At 72.4% G+C, this 18,513-nt stretch carries 20 protein-coding genes; 14 read left to right on the forward strand and 6 right to left on the reverse strand.

The features are described 5' to 3' along the window. Window positions 1-87: 87 nt before the first annotated feature. The 8 genes from ACQPZA_RS14490 to ACQPZA_RS14525 are packed head-to-tail and all read left to right on the forward strand — an operon-like array spanning window position 88 to window position 7,667. Entirely contained in the window at window positions 88-1,446 is a 1,359-nt protein-coding gene (locus ACQPZA_RS14490; protein WP_169394527.1) for an ABC transporter substrate-binding protein, read from the forward strand. Then, on the forward strand, window positions 1,443-2,390 hold the full coding sequence (locus ACQPZA_RS14495) for a carbohydrate ABC transporter permease (protein ID WP_433281325.1): 948 nt from the start codon (window positions 1,443-1,445) through the stop codon (window positions 2,388-2,390). The genes ACQPZA_RS14490 and ACQPZA_RS14495 overlap by 4 nt, the downstream gene beginning before the upstream one ends. Continuing rightward, window positions 2,387-3,307 (forward strand): carbohydrate ABC transporter permease, encoded by a 921-nt coding sequence (locus ACQPZA_RS14500; RefSeq protein WP_433281327.1) that lies wholly within the window; start codon window positions 2,387-2,389, stop codon window positions 3,305-3,307. The genes ACQPZA_RS14495 and ACQPZA_RS14500 overlap by 4 nt, the downstream gene beginning before the upstream one ends. Window positions 3,308-3,335: 28 nt before the next feature. Continuing rightward, a complete protein-coding gene (locus tag ACQPZA_RS14505; RefSeq protein ID WP_433281329.1) occupies window positions 3,336-4,502 on the forward strand; it encodes a mandelate racemase/muconate lactonizing enzyme family protein in 1,167 nt (388 codons plus the stop codon). A gap of 1 nt (window position 4,503) precedes the next feature. Beyond that, complete coding sequence (locus ACQPZA_RS14510) at window positions 4,504-5,388, forward strand: amidohydrolase family protein (RefSeq protein WP_433281330.1); 885 nt, start codon at window positions 4,504-4,506, stop codon at window positions 5,386-5,388. A gap of 53 nt (window positions 5,389-5,441) precedes the next feature. Next, on the forward strand, window positions 5,442-6,506 hold the full coding sequence (locus ACQPZA_RS14515) for a zinc-dependent alcohol dehydrogenase (RefSeq protein WP_433281332.1): 1,065 nt from the start codon (window positions 5,442-5,444) through the stop codon (window positions 6,504-6,506). Beyond that, window positions 6,503-7,264, forward strand: a complete 762-nt coding sequence (locus ACQPZA_RS14520) for an SDR family oxidoreductase (RefSeq protein ID WP_433281334.1) — start codon at window positions 6,503-6,505, stop codon at window positions 7,262-7,264. Before ACQPZA_RS14515 ends, ACQPZA_RS14520 begins: the two co-directional genes overlap by 4 nt. A 43-nt stretch (window positions 7,265-7,307) precedes the next feature. Next, window positions 7,308-7,667: an L-rhamnose mutarotase gene (locus ACQPZA_RS14525; RefSeq protein ID WP_433281336.1), complete on the forward strand. Its 360-nt coding sequence runs from the start codon at window positions 7,308-7,310 to the stop codon at window positions 7,665-7,667. Window positions 7,668-7,703: 36 nt separating this feature from the next. On the opposite strand, the gene ACQPZA_RS14530 is transcribed toward ACQPZA_RS14525, so the two are convergent. After that, window positions 7,704-8,201 (reverse strand): MarR family winged helix-turn-helix transcriptional regulator, encoded by a 498-nt coding sequence (locus tag ACQPZA_RS14530; RefSeq protein ID WP_433281338.1) that lies wholly within the window; start codon window positions 8,199-8,201, stop codon window positions 7,704-7,706. Window positions 8,202-8,316: 115 nt separating this feature from the next. On the opposite strand from ACQPZA_RS14530, the gene ACQPZA_RS14535 reads away from it, so the two are divergent. Beyond that, window positions 8,317-9,261: an NADP-dependent oxidoreductase gene (locus ACQPZA_RS14535; protein WP_433281340.1), complete on the forward strand. Its 945-nt coding sequence runs from the start codon at window positions 8,317-8,319 to the stop codon at window positions 9,259-9,261. A gap of 65 nt (window positions 9,262-9,326) precedes the next feature. Here ACQPZA_RS14535 and ACQPZA_RS14540 read toward each other — a convergent pair whose 3' ends face one another. The 3 genes from ACQPZA_RS14540 to ACQPZA_RS14550 form a co-directional block, all read right to left on the reverse strand. After that, window positions 9,327-9,590, reverse strand: coding sequence for a PASTA domain-containing protein (locus ACQPZA_RS14540; RefSeq protein WP_433281342.1), 264 nt, complete (start codon window positions 9,588-9,590; stop codon window positions 9,327-9,329). Window positions 9,591-9,818: 228 nt separating this feature from the next. Further along, a complete protein-coding gene (locus ACQPZA_RS14545) occupies window positions 9,819-10,487 on the reverse strand; it encodes a heme oxygenase (biliverdin-producing) (RefSeq protein WP_433281344.1) in 669 nt (222 codons plus the stop codon). Window positions 10,488-10,561: 74 nt separating this feature from the next. Then, window positions 10,562-11,179 carry a TetR/AcrR family transcriptional regulator gene (locus tag ACQPZA_RS14550; RefSeq protein WP_433281346.1) on the reverse strand — a complete coding sequence of 206 codons (618 nt, stop codon included), beginning with the start codon at window positions 11,177-11,179 and terminating at the stop codon, window positions 10,562-10,564. A 336-nt stretch (window positions 11,180-11,515) separates the two neighbouring features. Between ACQPZA_RS14550 and ACQPZA_RS14555 the strand changes: the two genes are divergently transcribed. Genes ACQPZA_RS14555 through ACQPZA_RS14575 form a run of 5 tightly spaced genes read left to right on the forward strand, consistent with a single transcriptional unit; the run spans window position 11,516 to window position 16,518 of the window. Continuing rightward, window positions 11,516-12,934, forward strand: coding sequence for a HAMP domain-containing protein (locus tag ACQPZA_RS14555; RefSeq protein WP_433281348.1), 1,419 nt, complete (start codon window positions 11,516-11,518; stop codon window positions 12,932-12,934). Further along, window positions 12,931-14,124 (forward strand): poly-gamma-glutamate synthase PgsB, encoded by a 1,194-nt coding sequence (pgsB, locus tag ACQPZA_RS14560; protein WP_433281349.1) that lies wholly within the window; start codon window positions 12,931-12,933, stop codon window positions 14,122-14,124. The genes ACQPZA_RS14555 and pgsB overlap by 4 nt, the downstream gene beginning before the upstream one ends. Further along, on the forward strand, window positions 14,124-14,606 hold the full coding sequence (locus ACQPZA_RS14565) for a poly-gamma-glutamate biosynthesis protein PgsC/CapC (RefSeq protein WP_169394540.1): 483 nt from the start codon (window positions 14,124-14,126) through the stop codon (window positions 14,604-14,606). The genes pgsB and ACQPZA_RS14565 overlap by 1 nt, the downstream gene beginning before the upstream one ends. After that, window positions 14,603-15,634 carry an NlpC/P60 family protein gene (locus tag ACQPZA_RS14570; RefSeq protein ID WP_433281351.1) on the forward strand — a complete coding sequence of 344 codons (1,032 nt, stop codon included), beginning with the start codon at window positions 14,603-14,605 and terminating at the stop codon, window positions 15,632-15,634. The genes ACQPZA_RS14565 and ACQPZA_RS14570 overlap by 4 nt, the downstream gene beginning before the upstream one ends. Further along, a complete protein-coding gene (locus ACQPZA_RS14575) occupies window positions 15,631-16,518 on the forward strand; it encodes a hypothetical protein (protein WP_433281353.1) in 888 nt (295 codons plus the stop codon). Before ACQPZA_RS14570 ends, ACQPZA_RS14575 begins: the two co-directional genes overlap by 4 nt. A gap of 8 nt (window positions 16,519-16,526) precedes the next feature. Here ACQPZA_RS14575 and ACQPZA_RS14580 read toward each other — a convergent pair whose 3' ends face one another. Both ACQPZA_RS14580 and ACQPZA_RS14585 read right to left on the reverse strand, forming a co-directional pair. Then, complete coding sequence (locus ACQPZA_RS14580; RefSeq protein ID WP_433281355.1) at window positions 16,527-17,516, reverse strand: alpha/beta hydrolase; 990 nt, start codon at window positions 17,514-17,516, stop codon at window positions 16,527-16,529. A 140-nt stretch (window positions 17,517-17,656) separates the two neighbouring features. Continuing rightward, window positions 17,657-18,418 carry a helix-turn-helix domain-containing protein gene (locus ACQPZA_RS14585; protein WP_169394580.1) on the reverse strand — a complete coding sequence of 254 codons (762 nt, stop codon included), beginning with the start codon at window positions 18,416-18,418 and terminating at the stop codon, window positions 17,657-17,659. Window positions 18,419-18,513: the final 95 nt, after the last annotated feature.

The following is an 18,513-nucleotide window of genomic DNA, read 5'->3' on the forward strand; positions in this document are numbered from 1 at the left end:
GGTATTACGTATGCTCCACTGTCGCGGCTTCTCCCACCGCAGGCCTGGACCCTCGCCAATGACGGCGAGACGCATGCGAAGGACGACATGACACTCACCCGCTCCGCCCGCCGACGGCTCGTCCCTGTGTCACTGGTGCTCGTCGGGTTGGCCCTCGCCGCCTGCGCCTCGCCCGCCGGGCGGACGTCCGAGCAGGCGGGCCCCCGCGGCTTCACCGAGGCCGAGCAGGTCGCCGGCAGCCCGATCACCGTCTGGGTCGACGCCAGCCGCGTCACCGCGGTCGACGCCTTCACCGCCGCGAACCCGGACGTCAAGGTCCAGGTCGAGACCTACGACGGCTCGGCCAACGGCTCGGACTCCTTCAAGACGAAGATCAGCCTGCTCGACCGCGCCGGCAGCGGCTGGCCCGACGTCGTCTTCTCCACGCAGAACAACGACGCCGCCTGGGCCAGCGTCGGGGCGGGCGGGCAGCAGCCCTTCGCCGCGGTCCTGAACAAGGGGCTCGTCAAGGACGACCTGCTGTCCGGCTTCACCAAGGGCTCCCTCGACCCCTGCACGGTCGACGGCGCCGTCTACTGCCTGCGCAACGACCTGGCGCAGGACGTGCTCTGGTACGACCGGTCGCTGATGGACCAGTTCGGCTACAAGCTGCCCACCACGTGGGAGGAGTACACCGAGCTCGGCGAGCGGGTGGCGCGGGAGCACCCCGGCTACATCACCGGCGCCGCCGGCGACCCCTTCACCCCGGAGATCTTCTTCTGGCCGAGCAAGTGCGGCGCCAGCGGCGTCGTGGGCCCCCGCGCGATGACCGTGAACACCACGTCCCCGCAGTGCCAACGGGCCGCGCAGCTCGTCGACCGCGGTGTCCAGGGCGGCTGGATGACCGACCTCAGCGTCTTCTCGCCCGAGTTCGTGCAGAAGTACACCGGCAAGGTGCTCATGATGCCGGGCCCGGCGTGGTTCGCCGGCGCCATCTTCAACAACGAGGCCTCGCTGAACGTCCCCGCAGGCCGGATCGGCGCCGCCGCACCGCTGCCGTGGGCGGGCGAGGAGCCCGCGACCGGCAACGTCGGCGGCGGCACCTGGTTCGTCTCCAGCCACTCGAAGAACCTCGACGCGGCGACCCGGTTCGTCGACTTCGTCACGACGGCCGACGACTACCAGGTCGCCAAGGCGCCCGGGTACCCCGCCTACGCACCCGCTGCGGACAAGTGGATCGCCGGCCAGGAACGCAGCGGCTACTACGCCACCGACCTGTCGGCACTGACCGTGGCGGCACCGCAGGTGTGGTCCGGGTGGGGCGCCCCCGCCTTCAGCCAGGAAGCGGTCTGGGCCCGGACCATGCAGCCGCTCATCACCTCCCGCCAGCCGCTCGAGCAGGCCCTCGGCACGTGGGGGCAGGCGATCGTGGACCAGGCCAAGGTCAACGGTTACACGGTCCAATGACGGTCGAGTTGACGGCGGCCGCCGCCGACCCGGCGCCCACCAGGCGACGGCGGCGACCCGCACCCCGGCGTGGCCCGGGACCCACCCGGGCCATGGGGCTGGCCTTCGTCGGCCCGTACGTCGTGCTCATGCTCGCGTTCGGGATCATCCCGGCGGTGTACGCCGTGGCACTGGCGTTCAGCCGGGCGGACGGCGGCTTCGCAGGCCTGGACAACTTCGTCCGGGTGATCACCGACTTCCGGTTCCTGCCGGCGGTCCAGCACGTGGCGGTCTACCTCGTGCTGTGGCTCGTGATGCTCACCGTGCTGGTCGTCGTTCTCGCGCTGGTCCTGCACGCGGTCACGACCCGGTGGGTGAGCAGGGCCCTGCGCCTCCTCTACTACCTCCCCGGTGCGCTGGCCGGCGCGTCCGCCGTCCTGCTGTGGCTGTTCGTGCTCAACCCCGACGCCGGTCCGGCGGGTCCGCTGCTGAAGGCCATGGGGTTCGAGACCTTCGCCCAGACGATCCAGCCCGGCAACCTGCCCCTCGTCTTCGCCGTCATCGCGTTCTGGACGGGCGCCGGTCAGTGGGTGATCGTGATGTACGGCGCCCTCAACAACATCCCCACCGAGGTGATGGAGGCGGCGCGCATCGACGGCGCCAACCCCGTCCAGATCGCACTGCGGATCCAGCTTCCGCTGTTGCGCAAGTGGATCGCCTACATGGCCGTACTGGCGCTGGCGGCCGGCACGCAGCTCTTCGTCGAGCCGACCCTGCTCTCCCAGGCCAGCACGGGCGTCGTCCCGAACGACTACTCGGTCAACCAGCTGGCGTACCAGTACGCCTTCAACCTCAGCGACTTCAACGGCGCCGCCGCCATCGCGGTCCTGCTCCTCGTCGTGTCCGTCGCCCTGTCCGCCGTCTTCGTACTCCGCGGCGGCCTGTTCGACACGGAGGAGCCATGACGGCACAGACCCTCGAGCGCACGCGGCGTCGCCGCTCGCGGGGGACGGACCTGTCGGGGTGGGGCGGTCGCGGTCTGGGGGCCGTCGTCCTCGGCGTGTTCCTGGTGTTCTTCGCGGTCCCGCTCCTGTGGCTGCTCATCGCCGTGACGAAGTCCGGCGGGGACCTGGTTCGCAGCGGCGCCTTCACACCGGGCTCGGTCGCCGGGCTGGTGGAGAACTGGCACGACCTGTTCGCCTTCCAGTCCGGAGCGGTGGGCACCTGGCTCGTCAACTCGGTCATGTACTCGCTGGGCGCGCTGGTGCTCACGCTGCTGGTCTCGGTGCCCGCCGGCTACGTCCTCGCGCTGGTGCGCTTCCCGGGCCGACGGCTGCTGCTGGTCGTGACCCTCGTGGTCATGCTCATGCCGAGCACGGCCCTGGTGCTGCCCGTCTTCCTGGAGATGAGTCTCCTGGGGCTGGTGGGCAACCCGCTGTCGGTCATCCTGCCGTTCTCCTTCTACCCCTTCGGCGTCTACCTCGCCTTCATCTACTTCTCCACGAGCATTCCCGCCGACCTGCTGGCCGCGGCGCGGCTCGACGGCTGCTCGGAGATGCAGGTGTTCCTCCGCGTCGCGGTTCCGCTGGCCGCTCCGGTCGTCGCCCTCGTCGGCTTCTTCAGCTTCGTGCAGAACTGGAACAACTACTTCCTGCCCTTCGTCATGCTCCCCGCGAGCAGCACGTACCCGATGCAGGTCGGCCTCACGACGCTGCTCTCCTCGACACCGGCCTTCAACCCCAGCGCAGCCGGATCCGACTCCGTTCAGCTGTCCACGCTCGCGCTGGCGACGGTGATCTCGGTGCTGCCCGTGCTCGTCGTCTTCCTGTTCTCCCAGCGGTTCCTCGTGGCGGGGCTCACGGCCGGTGGGACGAAGGAATGACGCGCTCCTCTTTCTCGGAAGGCTCAGCATGAGGATCACCGGGTACCGCTCCCTCGTCACCCAGCACGACTGGGGGCGCCCGGTCGGGGACGTCAACGGCCACATCTCCGGCACGGCCACCCAGACCGACGTGCTCGTCCTCACCACGGACGTCGGGTTCGAGGGCATCGGTGTCGGGACGCACGCCGAGATCGACCGCGTCTTCCCGAGCATCGACGGCGAGGACCCGCGCAGTGTCGTGGCGCTGTACGACCGGATGCTCGCGCGGGTCTTCAAACTCGGGCACGCCGGTTCGGTCTTCGGGACGATCGGCGCTGTCGACCTCGCGCTCTGGGACCTCAAGGCCAAGGCCGCCGACGAGCCGCTCTGGCGCCTCCTCGGGGCGCGGAACCGGCACGTGCCCGGCTACGCGTCGGCCCTGGAGATCGCGCTCCCGGACGAACAGCTCGCCGAGGTCTACGGCGCCTTCGCCGACCGCGGGTACGGCGCCGCCAAGCTCAAGGGCGGCCGCTACCTGGATCACGACCTGCGCCGCCTGCGCATCCTGCGGGACATCTTCGCCGTCAACTCCTCCGCGCCGGGGCTCATGTTCGACGCCAACGAGTCCTGGCACCGGTCCCAGGCGGTCCGCTACGTCAGCCGGCTCGAGGAGCAGGTCGACCTGACCTGGGTCGAGGAGCCCGTCCGGCGCTGGGACACAGCGGGGATGGCCGCCGTCCGAGCCGGGATCCGCGCCGGCGTGGCGAGCGGGGAGAACCTCACGGGGATCGAGCAGCTACGCCCCCTGCTCGACGCCGACGCGCTCGACATCGTGCAGGTCGGGTCGTCCTGGGGCATCACCCATCTCCTGCGCGTCGCGGCGCTGGCACACGGCCACGACCTGCCCGTCAGCCCCATCGGCTTCACCTCCGTCATCGCCCCGGCGGCAGCGGCCGTCCCCAACCTGCTCGCCGTGGAGGTGCAGGACGTCAAGCCGCCCCGTGGCCTGAGCATCGACCAGGAGGTCGCCGACGGCGGCATCGTCCTGGGCGACGCCCCGGGCAACGGCATCACCGTCGACGAGGAGCTGTTACGCGCGCTGGGGGAGGGCCAGGGCTGGGCAGAGGTCGCAGGCCCGCACGTGCGCCCGGACCGGGCGGGGCTGCGCCTGGTACCCGAGGCCGACGGGGGCGCCCTGCGCCCGGCGCACTTCTGAGGTGGGCAACGAGCAGCGGGAGCCGGGGCCCGTCGTCGACGCCCACCTGCACGTCTGGGACCCGGCGCTGGCCTCCTACCCCTGGCTCGTCGGCGGGCCGCCGGTCATCAACCGCGCCTTCGCGCTCGACGATGCCGTCCCCGACCTCGAGGCGGCGGGCGTCGACTCGGTCGTACTCGTGCAGTCGGCCGACGACGTCGCCGACACCGAACTGATGCTCGAGTGCGCCCGCAAGGACGCGCGCGTCGCGGGGGTGGTGGCCTACGCCCCGCTTCAGGACCCGGAGGAGACCGGCCGCCTCCTCGACCGTTACCGCTCCGCCGAGCCCGTCGTGCGCGGCATCCGGGTCCTGGTTCACGAGCAGCCCGACCCGTGGTGGCTGCTGCGCGACGAGGTCATCGAGGGGCTCACCGCCCTCTCGCGCAGCGGGCTGACCTTCGACCTCGTCGCCGTGCTGCCCGAGCACCTGCGCGCGGCGCTGCGGGTGTCCGAGCTGCTGCCCGACCTGCCCCTGGTGCTCGACCACCTCGGCCACCCTCCGCTGGACGGGGACGGCCGGCAGGGCGAGTGGTGGGACCTCGTCGCCGCGGTCGCCCGGAACCCGCGTGCCCACGCGAAGGTGAGCGGGCTCTACCCGGGCGGGCCGGGGGAGCCGTCGGAGGCCGTGGCACGGGTGCGTCCGAGCGTCGAACACGCCCTCGACGTCTTCGGACCCGCACGGCTCATGTACGGCGGGGACTGGCCCATCTCGCTCCTGCACGGCGGCTACCCCGCGACCTGGCCACTCGCCACGGAGCTGCTCAGCGGCCTGTCCCGGCCCGAGCGCGACGACGTGCTGGGTGGCACCGCGACGCGCTTCTACCGACTCGACGAGCCCCGGCGGTGACGACGAGCACGCCCCGCGGCGCTGCGCCGCACCCCGACCACGATGGAGGACCCGTGCCCACGACCCACCGCGCAGCCCAGTACCGGGGGGAGAGGACGATCACCGCCACCGTGGTCGGGCGGACGCCGCCCGGGCCCGGCCAGGTCGAGATCGCCCCCGCCTACACCGGCATCTGCGGTACCGACCTGCATATCGCCGCCGGGGACATGGACGCCCGGGTGAGCCTGCCCGCCGTCATCGGCCATGAGACCGCCGGCCGCGTCACGGCCGTCGGGGAGGGCGTGTCCGGCTGGTCCCCCGGCGACCCGGTCACCGTCGTCCCGTTGCGGCCCGACGGCACCTGCCCCGCCTGCCGGGCCGGCAACGGCCACGTCTGCGAGCACATGGACTTCCTCGGCATCGACAGCCCCGGAGCCCTGGCGGAGCACTGGGTCGTGCCCGAACACACGCTCCTGCGGCTGCCCGAGGACCTGTCCCTGCGTACCGCGGCGCTCCTGGAGCCCACGGCGGTCGCCGTACACGACGTCCGGCGTGCGCGCCTGGGCGTGGGGGAGTCCGCGCTCGTGGTGGGCGGCGGGCCCGTCGGCCTGCTCATCGCCCTCGTCGCCCGCGCGGGGGGAGCGGACGTCGTCGTCGCGGAGCCGGACGCGACCCGCCGTGGCACCGCCGCGGACCTGGGGCTCGACATCGTGGACCCGCGTGAGCAGGACGTCTCCGCCGTCGTGCGCGAGCGCACCGAGGGGGCGGGAGCCCGGGTGGCCTTCGAGGTCAGCGGGACCCAGTCCGGCCTGGACACCGCGGTCGCCGCACTGGCCGTGCGCGGCCGGCTGTGCCAGGTGGGCATCCACGCCGCCCCGCGCACGGTCGACCTGCACCGCTTCTTCTGGCGCGAGCTCGAGCTGCTCGGCGCGCGGCTCTACACCCGCGCGGACTGGGAGGAGGCCGTGCGCCTCGTCGCGTCCGGCGAGCTGCCGGTCGACCGCCTCGTCAGCCGGGTCGTGCCACTCGAGGAGGTGGGGGAGGCCTTCACCGCCCTCGCTACCGGAGGCGGTGTCGTCAAGGTGCTCGTGGACTGCCAGGCCGGTGCTCCCGGGAACACCCGGGGCGGCACGGCGTGAGCGGGCTGTTCGACCTCACCGGGCGCCTGGCCGTCGTCACGGGCGCGACCCGGGGCATCGGGGCCGCCGCGGCCGTCGCGCTGGCGGCCGCCGGCGCCGACGTCGTCGGCCTGGGCTCCACCCGCCCCCCGGGGGACGACGTCGCCGATGCCGTCCGCGCGCACGGGCGCACCTTCGAAGGGCTAGCCGCCGACCTGTCCGACCGCGCCGCCGTCCAGCAGCTGGCGGCCGACCTGGCACGCCGCGAGCGCCCGATCGACGTGCTGGTCAACAACGCGGGCACGATCCGGCGCGAGCCCGCGGTCTCGCACTCCCTGGCCGACTGGGACGAGGTGCTCGCCGTCGACCTGACGAGCCAGTTCGTGCTTGCGCAGGCGCTGGGGCGCTCGATGGTCGAGCGCGGTCGCGGGAAGATCGTGTTCACGGCGTCGCTCCTGAGCTTCCAGGGCGGCATCACGGTGCCCGGCTACGCGGCCGCCAAGCACGCCGTCGCGGGCCTGACCAAGGCGCTGGCCAACGAGTGGGCACCCCGCGGGGTCAACGTCAACGCGGTAGCCCCGGGGTACGTGGCGACCGACAACACGCAGGCCCTGCGAGACGACCCCGACCGCTCGCGCAGCATCCTGGAACGGATCCCCGCGGGGCGATGGGCGTCGCCGCAGGACATCGCGGGCGCCGTCGTCTACCTCGCGAGCCCGGCGGCCGACTACGTGCACGGCGTCGTGCTGCCCGTCGACGGCGGATGGCTGGCGCGATGAGCGGGGTGCACCGTCGGCGAGCGCGGCCCGCGGCAACCGACCGGTGCGGGAGCGGACTGACGACGAGGAGGACGACGTGATCGTGGCGCTGCACTCGCGGCTTCTGGAGGGGCACGAGCACGACTACGACCGGGACCACGCGCGCGTACCCGACGATCTCGCGGAAGCCTTCGCGCGGCACGGCATCCGCGACTGGCGCATCTGGCGCGACGGCCTCGACGTCTTCCACCTCGTCGAGTGCGACGACTTCGTCGCCGCCATGACCGCTATGGGCGAGGAGCCGGCGAACGAGGCGTGGCAGGGCGTCATCGACCGGCACGTGAAGGGCTTCAGCGGCGACGGGACGGACTTCTCCAGCTGGGGTCTGCGCCACGTCTTCAGCCTGTCCGACCAGACCGCCTGACCTCAGGGCTCTACCACCCGAGAAGTAGGACGGGGCCTAGCGTCGGCGGCGAGGCGCTGCCGAACGGGGCGGCGCCGAGCGCATGTGGTCGCGCACCGGCGAGAGCAGGTCGGCGAGAGCCTGGGCGTCCGTGCGTGACAGTGGCTGGAAGAGCTGGCGGCTGATGACCTCGGTGTGGCCGGGCAGGACCTTGGTGAGCAGCGCCCGCCCGGCGTGCGTGATCGTGACCGTGACGCCACGCTCGTCGTCCGTGGCAGGCGTACGTGTGATCAGGCCCGCCTTCTCGAGCAGGCCCGCCTGGTAGGTCAACCCGCTGCGGCTGTAGACGACGCCGTCAGCCAGGTCGGTCATCCGTTCGCTACCCGTCGGCGAGTTGAGACCAAGGCGCGCCAAGAGCTGGAACTGGACGTAGCTCAGGTCGCCGACCTCGCGCAGCTGCTGCTCGACCGCGTGTCGCAGCAGGCCCGCCACCTCCATGAGGGCGAAGTACGCGCGCAGCTGGACGGCGTCCAGGGACGGCGGCGTGTCAGGCATGCCACGAGGCTACCAGTTGCTTCAAGCTCGAAGCACTTGCTTCGAGCTTGAAGCACTGCTAGCGTGCCAGGGTGCTTCAGTTTCGAAGCACATGTCGTCGAGAGTGAGGCGCCCGATGAAGGCAGTCCGATTCCACGAGTACGGCGGTCCCGACGTCCTCCGCTACGAGGACGTGGACCAGCCGGTGCCGAGCGCCGGGCAGGCGCGGGTGCGCGTCGCCGCGACGACGTTCAACGGCGTCGACGGCAACATCCGCGCGGGTCTCATGCAGGGGCCGATGCCCCTCACCCTGCCGCACATCCCCGGCCTGGACGTCGCGGGAACGATCGACGCACTCGGCGAGGGCGTCAGCGGACTCGAGGTGGGTGACCAGGTCATCGGCTTCCTCCCGTTCGTCGACGACGGTGCCTCGGCGGAGTACGTCCTCGCGCCCATCGAGAGCCTTGCGCCCGCACCTACGAGCATCCCGCTGGCCGATGCGGCCGCGCTGCCCCTGGTTGGTCTCACCGCGTGGCAGGCCCTCTTCGACCACGCCGAGATCGAGGCCGGGCAACGGGTCCTGATCAGCGGCGCCGGCGGGGCTGTCGGTGGCTACGCGGTCCAGCTGGCCAGGACAGCCGGCGCCCACGTGATCGCCATCGCCGGCCCGCGCAGCAGGGACCAGGTCACAGCGAACGGCGCCGCCGAGGTCATCGACCACACCACCACCGACGTGACCACCGCGGTCAGCGAGCCCGTCGACGTCCTACTGAACCTCGCACCGATCGACCCTGCCCGGTTCGCTGCGTTGGCCGCCCTGGTCCGCGACGGCGGCGTCGTGGTCAGCACCACCGTGTGGATGCCCGCCCCCGGCGACGAGGACCGCGGTGTGCGGGGGATCGACGTGTTCGTCACCAGCGACGCCAAGCAACTGTCCGAGCTCGTTGCCCGGATCGACCGCGGCGAGCTTGCCGTCGACGTCGCTCACCGAGTCCCCCTCAGCGACCTGCCGGCCATCCACGCCGCCGCAGCCGCCGGCTCCCTCCAGGGCAAGGTCGTCGTTCTGCCGAACGCCGACTGACGCCACCCACACCAGGAGCTCGTCCTGCTGTCGGAGGTGCTCCTGGCGGGCGAGCCGTTACGGCATCACGTCGTCCCGGCCGGGTCCGTCGGTCCCGGCCGGAGGGGCGCGATCGGGCCCCCGCCCCCGCCTCGGCCGCGCGGCTCCACCGCGATGGTCACCGGATGGGCCGGCGCAACCCGGCTGCCCGCTCCGGGTAGCTGCGCGATGACGACTCCGCTGACCGGGAGCGGCTCGGCCGGATCCGCCGCGACCGCGACGACCCGCGCGGTGAAGGCGAGTTCGTGCGCCTCACGCACCTCCAGCCCGACGAGGGCCGGTACCAACACTCTCTCCTGCTCTCCCACCATTCTCCTGCTCGATTCCCCGGTGCTGCCCGAGGCGGGATCATCTGGGACCCCCTCGTCCCGCCCAAATAGGACGATATCGGTCGAATCAGGCCGAGGTGCCGCGCGGGGGTCCGGTCGATCGCCCACCCCGGCAGGTCGATCTCGTCCGGGGCGCGCCGCGCACACCGAGCCGAACTCGGCACCCCCACCGGCGGCGGGGCGCCGGCCTTACGCCGCCTGGTACCGGTGCATGTCCTCGGCGAGCTCGGCGAACACCGCGACGTTGCACTCGAAGGCGGTGAGCGTCTCGTCGACGACCCTGGTTCGGTCGGTCTCGTTCCATGGCGCGGTGTCGAGCTTGGCGCGGTAGCGGTCGCGGAATGCCGGGGCGCTGCCGATCCCGTCGAAGTGGTAGAACGACGCGCCCCTGTCGACGATGCCGTAGTTCGTGGCCAGCAACCGGCGGATGATCTGACCGCCTGCGATGTCGCCGAGGTAACGGGTGTAGTGGTGGGCGACATAACCGCCTGCCCACGCCGACGCATCGTGAATGCGTCGCACGTACGACTCGGTGGCGGGGAGCGGGCGGATCGTCTCGCGCCAGTCCGGCCCGACGAGGAACGCCATGTCGGCCTCGAGCTTCGGTAGCCTGCGCAGCTCGTCGAAGACGAACTCGCGACCGGTGTCGTCGGCGGCCATGGTGTCGCTGACCTGTTCGATCGCCCGGTAGATGAAGTAGTACTGGATCGCGAGCTGCGTGTAGCCGGCCAGCGTGAGCTGGTTGCCCAACAGCGCGTTCATGTAGCCGGAATGGTTGGCGCGCTCGTGGGCGCTCCTGGTGGACGCGCGCAGCGTCGCGGAGAACGGGGCCGAGACGGGGTCCGTGGTCACCGGCATGGGCGTCTCCTTGGGGCAACGATCTGACACCTTGTCAGAAAGACCATAGGTCATCAGCGCGAGTAAGGCGACCCTTATTCGGCGGTCGTCTCGTCGGTCTCGGTCGCTCCGACTGCTCGCAACACGAACCGGACGGCGGCCTCGACGGCGCGATCCAGCTGCTCGGGCGGCACATCGACAACCTGGCGACTGGCCAGTGCCGCGGTGATCATCGGGAGCAGGATGTCCGGATCCTCGGCCAGCAGCCGCCCCGCACGCCGGCCGGCGTCGAGAATCTCGCGCAGCTGCTCGGTGATCGGGTCGGCGTGCGCACTGATCCGCCGGTATGCGGCCGGGGCGAGCGCGGAGGCCAGCGCGGTGCCCGGCGGGAGGTGGTACTCGGCGAGCACGCGCAGCTGCAGCCGCACGAACGTGGCGAGCTTGGCCACCGGGTCGGGCACCGCGTCGACGGCCTCGCGCAGCCGGTCGACGTAGCGGGCCGCCTCGGCCTCGACGAAGGCGACGAGCAGGCTGTCCTTGTCGGGGAAGTGGTTGTACATGGCGGTACGACCGAGGCCGGCCTCCGCCGCGACCCCGGCGAGGGTGACCGCGTCGAACCCCCGCTCGTAGAGCTGGGTGCGCAGCACCTCGAAGACCCGGGCCCGCACCTGCTGGCGGTGGGCATGCAGCGAGCCCCCGATGATCTTCGGCATCGCGCACCTCCCTCCGCTCGGGCCTGTGAGGGCAAACCTAGGGGACGCGCCTCGATCGGACCCTGACGAACGGGAACGTCGGACGGACCCCGAGAGGACCCGGGTCGTCACGGTGAGTTCGCCTGCACAGTCGCCTGGGTCGGCGTGGCCGCACACCGGATGGCGGCGCATGTCGCCCGATCGGGCGATCGCAGGAGACTGCATACCGTAACACTGTCTACTGTATGCGGTGTTGCAGGTCACACTGTCGTTAACGTTCGAGCACGACGGACGGAGCAGCGTGGCGCTGTGTCACCGCCACCAGGATCCCTGGACCCGTTCGAAGGGACACGCTGCTTGAGCACGCCCCGCGCCCCGCAGACACTGCCGGACCCCGATCGGGGGACGTCCGCATTCCCGAACTTCCCGCGTCGCCGGTTCCCGGCCGGGGTGAGCGGCGGGCCGCTGGCAGTGCTGACCGTGCTCCTGGCCGCTGCGGCCACGCTGGTCGCCGTGGCGATCGGAGGGGACGGCCGGTGGCCGGACTGGCGGATCCCGGGGACGCTCGTGCTGGTGGCCGCCGTCGGGCACGTCCTGCTGCGGAGCGCGGTCGTGCACCCCGTCCAGCGGTTCCGGGACGCCACGGCTCGGATGGCGGTCGAGGACAGCGCGGCCGTGGTGCCGCGGGTCCGCCCCGCCGAGCTCGACCGCATCGCCGCGGCGCTGCATCGGTTCGCCGGGCTCCCCGCGCGGGCGCGGGCCCACCGGGTCCGGGTCTCGCTGGCCGTCGCGCCGTGCGTGGTGGCCGTGCTCGTCCTGGCCTGGGCGGTCCCGGCCGCGCTGATGACGGTCGGCGGTGCCGCGTCGCAGCCCGACACCGTCGTGCGCCAGGCCGGCGAGGGCGCCTCAGCGCGGGCCGAGAAGCTGCAGGCCGCGCTCCGTGGCGGGCTCGCCGTGCTGCAGCGCGCCGCCGACCCCCCGACGGGGGCCGAGGTGGCCGACGCCGCCCGCACCGCGGCGCGGGTGCTCGCGGCCGAAGGACTGTTCCGGTCGGTGTGGGTGGTCGACGGTTCGGGGCAGCGGATCGCGGTCGCAGGCCGCCCGCCGAGCGCGCCGGTCACCGCCCCGCCACGAGAACTGCGGGTGGTGCAGGCCAACCGGGCGGGCAGCGAGCCACTCGTCCTCGCCACGGCTCCGATGTGGGACGGCGCGAGCTCGCTCGTGGCGGAGTTCGACCCGCGGGCGCTCAACGACCTGATCCGCACCGCCGGCGTGCACACCTGGGTGGTCGACGTGCACCGGGCCACCGTGCTCGACAGCTCCGGCTACACCGCCTTCGCTCCCTTGGACGACCCGGCGCTCGCAGCGCTCGCCGGTACGGCTCTCGCCGACGTCCCCGCTGTCGCGACGCCGGGCAACGGGGAGGTCAACGCGGCCCAGCGGGTGAGTACCGCGGGCGCGCCGACCGATCTCGGCTGGGTGCTCGTGGAGAACCAGGACGTCGCGGTCACCGCGTTCACCCATGACGGCAACCGCCGCGTCACGTTCGTCGTGATCGCGCTCGGCGCGAGCCTCGCCCTGGGGTCGCTGGCCTGGGTCATGGTCACGGTCGTCGCGCCGGCGCGCAGGCTGGCCCGCCACGTCGAGCGGTTGGCCGGCGGCGACGCGGTGCCGCCGCTGGCCCCGCAGCGCCTCGACGAGATCGGCAGCGTCGTGGCGGCGACCAACCGATTCGTCGGCGCGCGCGTCCTGCTCGGAGCGACGGCCCGGTCGTGACGTTCCTCTTCGGCGTCTACGTCGCCGGCTGCCTGCTCCTGCTCGCGGCCGGGCTGGTCGAGCACCGCAACCACCACCGGCGCCTGCTGTCCATACCGGAGCGGATCGTCGTCAACGGTATCCGTGGCAAGAGCTCGATCACGCGGCTGTGCGCAGGAGCGCTGCGCGGCGGGGGAGTGCGGACCGTCGCGAAGACGACGGGCACGGCGGCCCGTTTCATCTTCCCGGACGGCACCGAGGAGCCCATCCACCGCAAGTTCGGACTCGCGAACATCGTCGAGCAGATCGGCATCGTCCGGCGGGCCACGCTCTGGCAACCGGACGCCCTGGTGATCGAGTGCATGGCGGTGCTGCCGGAGCTACAGGAGATCAACGAGCGGAAGCTGGTCCGCTCGACGATCTGCGTGATCTGCAACGTCCGGGAGGACCACCTCGACGAGATGGGCCCCACCCTGGACGACGTCGCACGTTCGCTCGCGCGGTCGATGCCGGTGGGTGGCGTCTGCGTCACCGCGGAGCGCGACCGGCTGCACATCCTGCAGGGCGAGGCCGACCGGCGGGGCTGCCGGCTGGTGTCGGTGGACCCGGCGTCGGTCGGCGACGCCGAGATGGAGCGCTTCACCGGGATCGCCTTCAAGGAGAACGTGGCGATCGGCCTCGCCGTCGCGCAGCTGTGCGGCGTCAGGCGCGAGGAGGCGATGGCCGGCATGGTGGCGGCGCCGCCCGACCCCGGCACGGTCGCCGTCGACACGTACGTCACCGGCCGCGGCCGGATCGCGTTCGCCAACGTGTTCGCCGCGAACGACCCCGAGTCGACGTTGATGAACATCGAGCTGCTGCGGTCGCGCGGCCTGATCGCCGCGCCGCTCACGATCGTGGTCAACTGCCGGCCGGACCGCGTCGAGCGCAACGGGCAGATGGGCGAGCTGACCGGCCGGGTCCGCCCGGACCGGATCGTGCTGATCGGGGAGCAGACGCACACGGCGCGCGCCCGGGTGCCGCGTGAGCTGGCCGACCTCGTCGTCGATCTCGGCGGCGCCCTCGACGTGGCCGCGTTCCTCGACGCCGTCGCGATCGAGCCCGGCGGCACGGGCTCGGTGGTCGCCGTCGGCAACATCCACGGCCAGGGTGAGGTGCTGCTGTCGCGGCTGGGCGCCATGGCGCGTCCCGTCCCGGTCGAGGCGGGGTGATGGTTGCGGGCACCCTCGCGCCGCAGGACGCCACGATCGCGCTGGCGATCGGGTTGCTGTTCGCGCTCGTCTGCTACCTCACCACCAACCTCTCACCAGGGGGCATGATCACGCCCGGCTGGTTGGCCCTCACCTTGGTGGAGGACGCCCGCAAGGTGGCCGTGATCGCTGTCGTCACGGTGATCACCTACTTCGGGGTGCGCGGCCTGCAGTCGGTGGTGATCCTCTACGGCAAGCGGTTGTTCGCGGCCGTGATGATGCTGTCGGTGCTGCTCTCGACGGGACTGTTCCTGCTGGTGCAGCGGGACTACCCGCTTCTCTTCGCGCACGAGACACTCGGGTTCGTGATCCCGGGACTGGTGGCCTACCAGCTCGTGCGGCAGCCACCGGTCGCCACCGTGCTGGCGACGTCGGCGGTGAGCCTCGCCAGCTACGGGGTGCTTGCCAGTGGGCTCGTGCTCGGGGCGGTGCCGACGCTGTGACCGGGCGGTCCGGACTCGCCGCTCGTCGGGCCGGGATGGGCGTGCTGGCCGTGGTCGTGGGCGTTTCGGGGATCGTCGTCGGCGATCTGCGGGCGGACGCGGGCGCGGCGGCCACGGCGGCGGCACCGCCGCCGCGGACCGCCGCGTGGTCCTCCGAGCTGCGTTACCTGCGGCGCGACGCCCTGGCTCGGACCTCCATGGTCGACGCCGCCGGCACCGTGCGGGCCACCTTCACCGACGGGGCCCGCACCGTCACCCTCGACGGGCCGCTGCGCCGCTTCGCCGAGCCGCGGTTCACCACGGCGTCGGTGAGCACCCGGGTGTGGGTGCGGCTGCTGCCCCGGCCGTGGCACGAGGGTGCGCAGCGGGAAGCGTGGTTCCAGCCGTGGCTGGCGGAGAACCTGGACAGCACGGCACCCGACGTGCTGGCCGTGGCGGCGGAGTACCTGGACGGTGTCCCGGACGGCTTCGATGGCGGCGGAGTGCGTGTCCGGGGCGACGCGCGGGCCGGTCCGTCGGGTCCGCCGGACGCTCCGCCGCTGGAGAACTCGGACTTCTACGACTACCTCGGCATCCCCTGGACGTTCGGCGGCGACGATGTCCGGATGCCTGACCTGGCACGCTACGGAGCCGTGGACTGCTCGGGGTTCGTCCGGCTCGTGTTCGGGTACCGCTCGGGCTACCCCCTGCTCGGCACCAACGAACCGGGCCCGGGCCTGCCGCGCCGGGCCTGGGCGATGCACGAGGTCGGCCCGGGCGTCGCCGTGCTGCCCGACACGGGCGCACCACCGTCGAACCTCGGTGCGCTGCAGGCCGGCGACCTGCTGTTCTTCGACCTCGATCGGGCCACCGACCGGCGGATCGACCATGTGGCGATCTATCTGGGCCGCGACGACGCCGGGCATCACCGGTTCGTCTCCAGCCGGGCGCGGGCCGACGGCCCGACGCTCGGTGACGCAGGCGGTACGTCCCTGCTCGACGGCGGCGGGCACTACGCGCGGGCGTTCCGGGCGGCGAAGCGGCTGTGAGCCGGACCCGTTCTGCGGTGGCCGTGCTCGGGACGCTGGTGCTGCTCGCACTCGTGGCGGTGACCCAGATCGGCGCCCGGAGGGCGGACCAGGCCTCGCTCGAGCAGCGGGTACACGACTTCACCAGGCAGCTCACGCCGCGGGGGCCCTACCGTCCACCCGATCCGGCGGAGCGGGACGCGGTGCTCGGCGCCATCGCGGCGCTGGTCCCCACGGGGCCGGCCGCCGGCGGCGACACCCGCGACGCCCACCGGGTCCTGCGGGACGCGGGGTTCATCGTCGAGGTCGCGCAGGACGCGGCAGGGCGCGGGTTCCTCCTCGTGCGTAGCGACCCGAGCTCGGCGCGGTCCTGGGGGCTGATCGCGCTCCCGCTCGGCCGGGCCCCGCGGCTGCTCGTCGAGGTGCCGCACCCGAACTCGGACTACAACACCGAGAACGTCGGGCTGGCGGTGCTCGCGATCGTGCCGGACGCGGTGTACATCGAGGCCGGGGCACACCGCAGGGCAGCGGACGGGCGCGCCGACGTGGCGCACGCGGAGGACTCGCTGTTCCACGCGCTGGCCGTGGACCTGAGTGTCCGGATGCGGCTGCCGCAGCTACAGCTGCACGGCTTCGGCGAGCGCGACGACCTGGACGACGACGTGGTGCTCGGTCCGGGCGATGCAGACCCGGCCGTGCGGGAGCTCGCCGACCCCCTGGAGGAGGCGGGCCTGTCGGTGTGCCGGTCGTGGGTGCAGCGTTGCCCCGAGCTGGAGGGCTCGACGAATGTGCAGGGTCGGGCCGCGGCGCGGTACGGGCTGCCGTTCGCGCACGTCGAGATGAGCGCGTCCACACGGAGGCGACCGGAGTCGGTGGCGCGAGCGCTCGCCACGCTGGCCGGCTGAGCCGCCGGTCATGCGGGCGTGGGATCCGGTCCCGGCTGGCTGCGCCGAGCCGGGTGCAGGTGGGTGCGCAGGAAGGCGAGGATCTCCTGGCGCGCGGGACGGGCGGCCGGTACAAGGCCGGGGGTGCTGAGGAAACTGTGGGTGGCCTTCGGGTAGCGGACCAGCCGGGCGTCGACGCCGTCCTCGCGGAGCCGTTCGACGTACCGGTGTCCGTGGTCGGCCAGCGGATCCAGCGCCGCCGTGACGACCAGGGTCGGCGGTAGGTCAGCGAGGTTCTCGTACATGAGCGGAGACACGCTGCGTGGGTCGAGAGCCGGCGGCACGCTCAGCTTGCGGCCCGCGCGCAGCCGCGACAGCGGGAGCGTGGGGTTGTCAGCGTTCTCGCTGATCGAGGGATAGTCGGCCATGGTCTCGGTCCAGTCCGTGCTCGGATAGTTGAGCACCTGGGCACCGAGCGGTGGGCCGTCCTTCCGGGCGCGCAGTGCGATGAGCGCGGCGATCATCCCGCCGACGCTCTCGCCCATGACCGCGACGGCGCCGGGGTCGACACCCCAGTCGACTGCGTCGTCGACAAGCCGGACGAGGGTGTCGTAGCCGTCCTCGATCGGCTGGGGCAGCGGGTGTTGCGGGGCCAACCGGTACTCCACCGAGACCACCACCGCTGGGCAGCGGGCCGCGAGATGGCTGTTGAGCCAGTCGTTCTGCGCGGCGGTGCCCGCGATGAAACCCCCACCGTGGAACGAGACGATCAGCGGTAGCGCCCGGTCGGCGTTCTTCGGGCGGTGTACCCGCAGCACCAGGCGGCGGCCCGGGAGATCGACCGTGGACTCCCCGATGCGTGCGCGTCTGTCCGGCAGGCCGGTGATGATCCGGGCGGCTCGTGACGACCCCTTGCGGGTGGCCGCGTCGCGCGCGGCGATCACCTGGTCCTGGGTCATGGCCTCCCAGTCATGGGCGTCCTTGAGAATGCGGGTGCCCAGTGGGGCTCTGCCTCTCATGGTGCGTGCCTCCCACCGTCCGGCAATGGCCCGAAAGCCACCGCGCGCTGTCACAGACGGCTGTCAGCATCACCGGCGTATCACCGATTGTATTGGAGAAATGTCCCGCTCGGCCGGTCAGCGATGAGCGCCGACCCGGGTCAGACCCTGGGTGCTTGCTCCTGCGCAGTCCATGCGACGTCGTCGACGGCGAGCCATGGCGCGACGGCCACGGCCGTGGCCGTCATGCCGGCAAAGGCCATGACATCCCGGCACAGGTGGGACTGATCGACGAAGCCGCTCTCAGCCGCCACCGACGCGGCGCTGTGCCCCGCAGCGAGGCGGTGCACCGCGTGGTCGAAACGGACCAGCGTCGCGGCGCGCTTGGGACTGAGACCGGTCTGTGCCCGGAACCGGGACCACAACCGTTTACGGCTCCATCCCACCTCGGTCGCCAACCGCTCGACCCTGACCTGCCCACGGCTCGACACGATCTGCGCCCAGGCGAAGGCGACCTCCGGATCCACCGCCCGGCCTGCCGCATGCCGCCGCGCGAGCGCTGCCTCCATGATCGCGAACCGGCCCTCCCACGACCCGGCAGCGCGCAGTTGCTCCCGGGTCCGCGCCGCGTCGCGCCCCCAGAACTCCTCGAGGGCGACAACCGTCGCGCCCAACCCCGGCGAGCCACCCAGCACCGCGTGCGCGACCACCGGCGAAAGCCGCACCTGGAGAAGGTCGACAGCGCTGCCGTGCCCTCGAACGGTGCCGGAGGTCAGGCCGACGACGACGTCGCCTTGCTGCCGCTCACCGCCGACGCCGTCGACGAGCAGCGCGTCGCCGAAATCGATGAATACCGTCAGCGCCGGGTACGGGACGACCTGGAGCTCGACCGGACCTTCCGCTCGACCGCGGAACCCGGCCATGCTGACCCCTGCCGTGCGGCTCGGCGCCGGTGGGACCGCGACGTCCAACTCGACCCCGGCCACCCGAACCGACTCGACGGGTCGCATCCAGCCAT

The sequence above is a fragment of the Pseudonocardia xinjiangensis genome, from assembly GCF_050948425.1.
GTDB classification, from domain to species: domain Bacteria; phylum Actinomycetota; class Actinomycetes; order Mycobacteriales; family Pseudonocardiaceae; genus Pseudonocardia; species Pseudonocardia xinjiangensis.

Excerpts from the sequence above, each read along its gene's own strand:
- ACQPZA_RS14490 (WP_169394527.1), top strand. The coding sequence starts at position 88 with ATGACACTCACCCGCTCCGCCCGCCGACGGCTCGTCCCTGTGTCACTG.
- ACQPZA_RS14535 (WP_433281340.1), top strand. The coding sequence starts at position 8,317 with ATGAAGGCAGTCCGATTCCACGAGTACGGCGGTCCCGACGTCCTCCGC.
- ACQPZA_RS14505 (WP_433281329.1), top strand. The coding sequence starts at position 3,336 with ATGAGGATCACCGGGTACCGCTCCCTCGTCACCCAGCACGACTGGGGG.
- ACQPZA_RS14545 (WP_433281344.1), bottom strand. The coding sequence starts at position 10,487 with ATGCCGGTGACCACGGACCCCGTCTCGGCCCCGTTCTCCGCGACGCTG.
- ACQPZA_RS14530 (WP_433281338.1), bottom strand. The coding sequence starts at position 8,201 with ATGCCTGACACGCCGCCGTCCCTGGACGCCGTCCAGCTGCGCGCGTAC.
- ACQPZA_RS14585 (WP_169394580.1), bottom strand. The coding sequence starts at position 18,418 with ATGGCCGGGTTCCGCGGTCGAGCGGAAGGTCCGGTCGAGCTCCAGGTC.
- ACQPZA_RS14495 (WP_433281325.1), top strand. The coding sequence starts at position 1,443 with ATGACGGTCGAGTTGACGGCGGCCGCCGCCGACCCGGCGCCCACCAGG.
- ACQPZA_RS14550 (WP_433281346.1), bottom strand. The coding sequence starts at position 11,179 with ATGCCGAAGATCATCGGGGGCTCGCTGCATGCCCACCGCCAGCAGGTG.
- ACQPZA_RS14500 (WP_433281327.1), top strand. The coding sequence starts at position 2,387 with ATGACGGCACAGACCCTCGAGCGCACGCGGCGTCGCCGCTCGCGGGGG.
- ACQPZA_RS14565 (WP_169394540.1), top strand. The coding sequence starts at position 14,124 with ATGGTTGCGGGCACCCTCGCGCCGCAGGACGCCACGATCGCGCTGGCG.
- ACQPZA_RS14580 (WP_433281355.1), bottom strand. The coding sequence starts at position 17,516 with ATGAGAGGCAGAGCCCCACTGGGCACCCGCATTCTCAAGGACGCCCAT.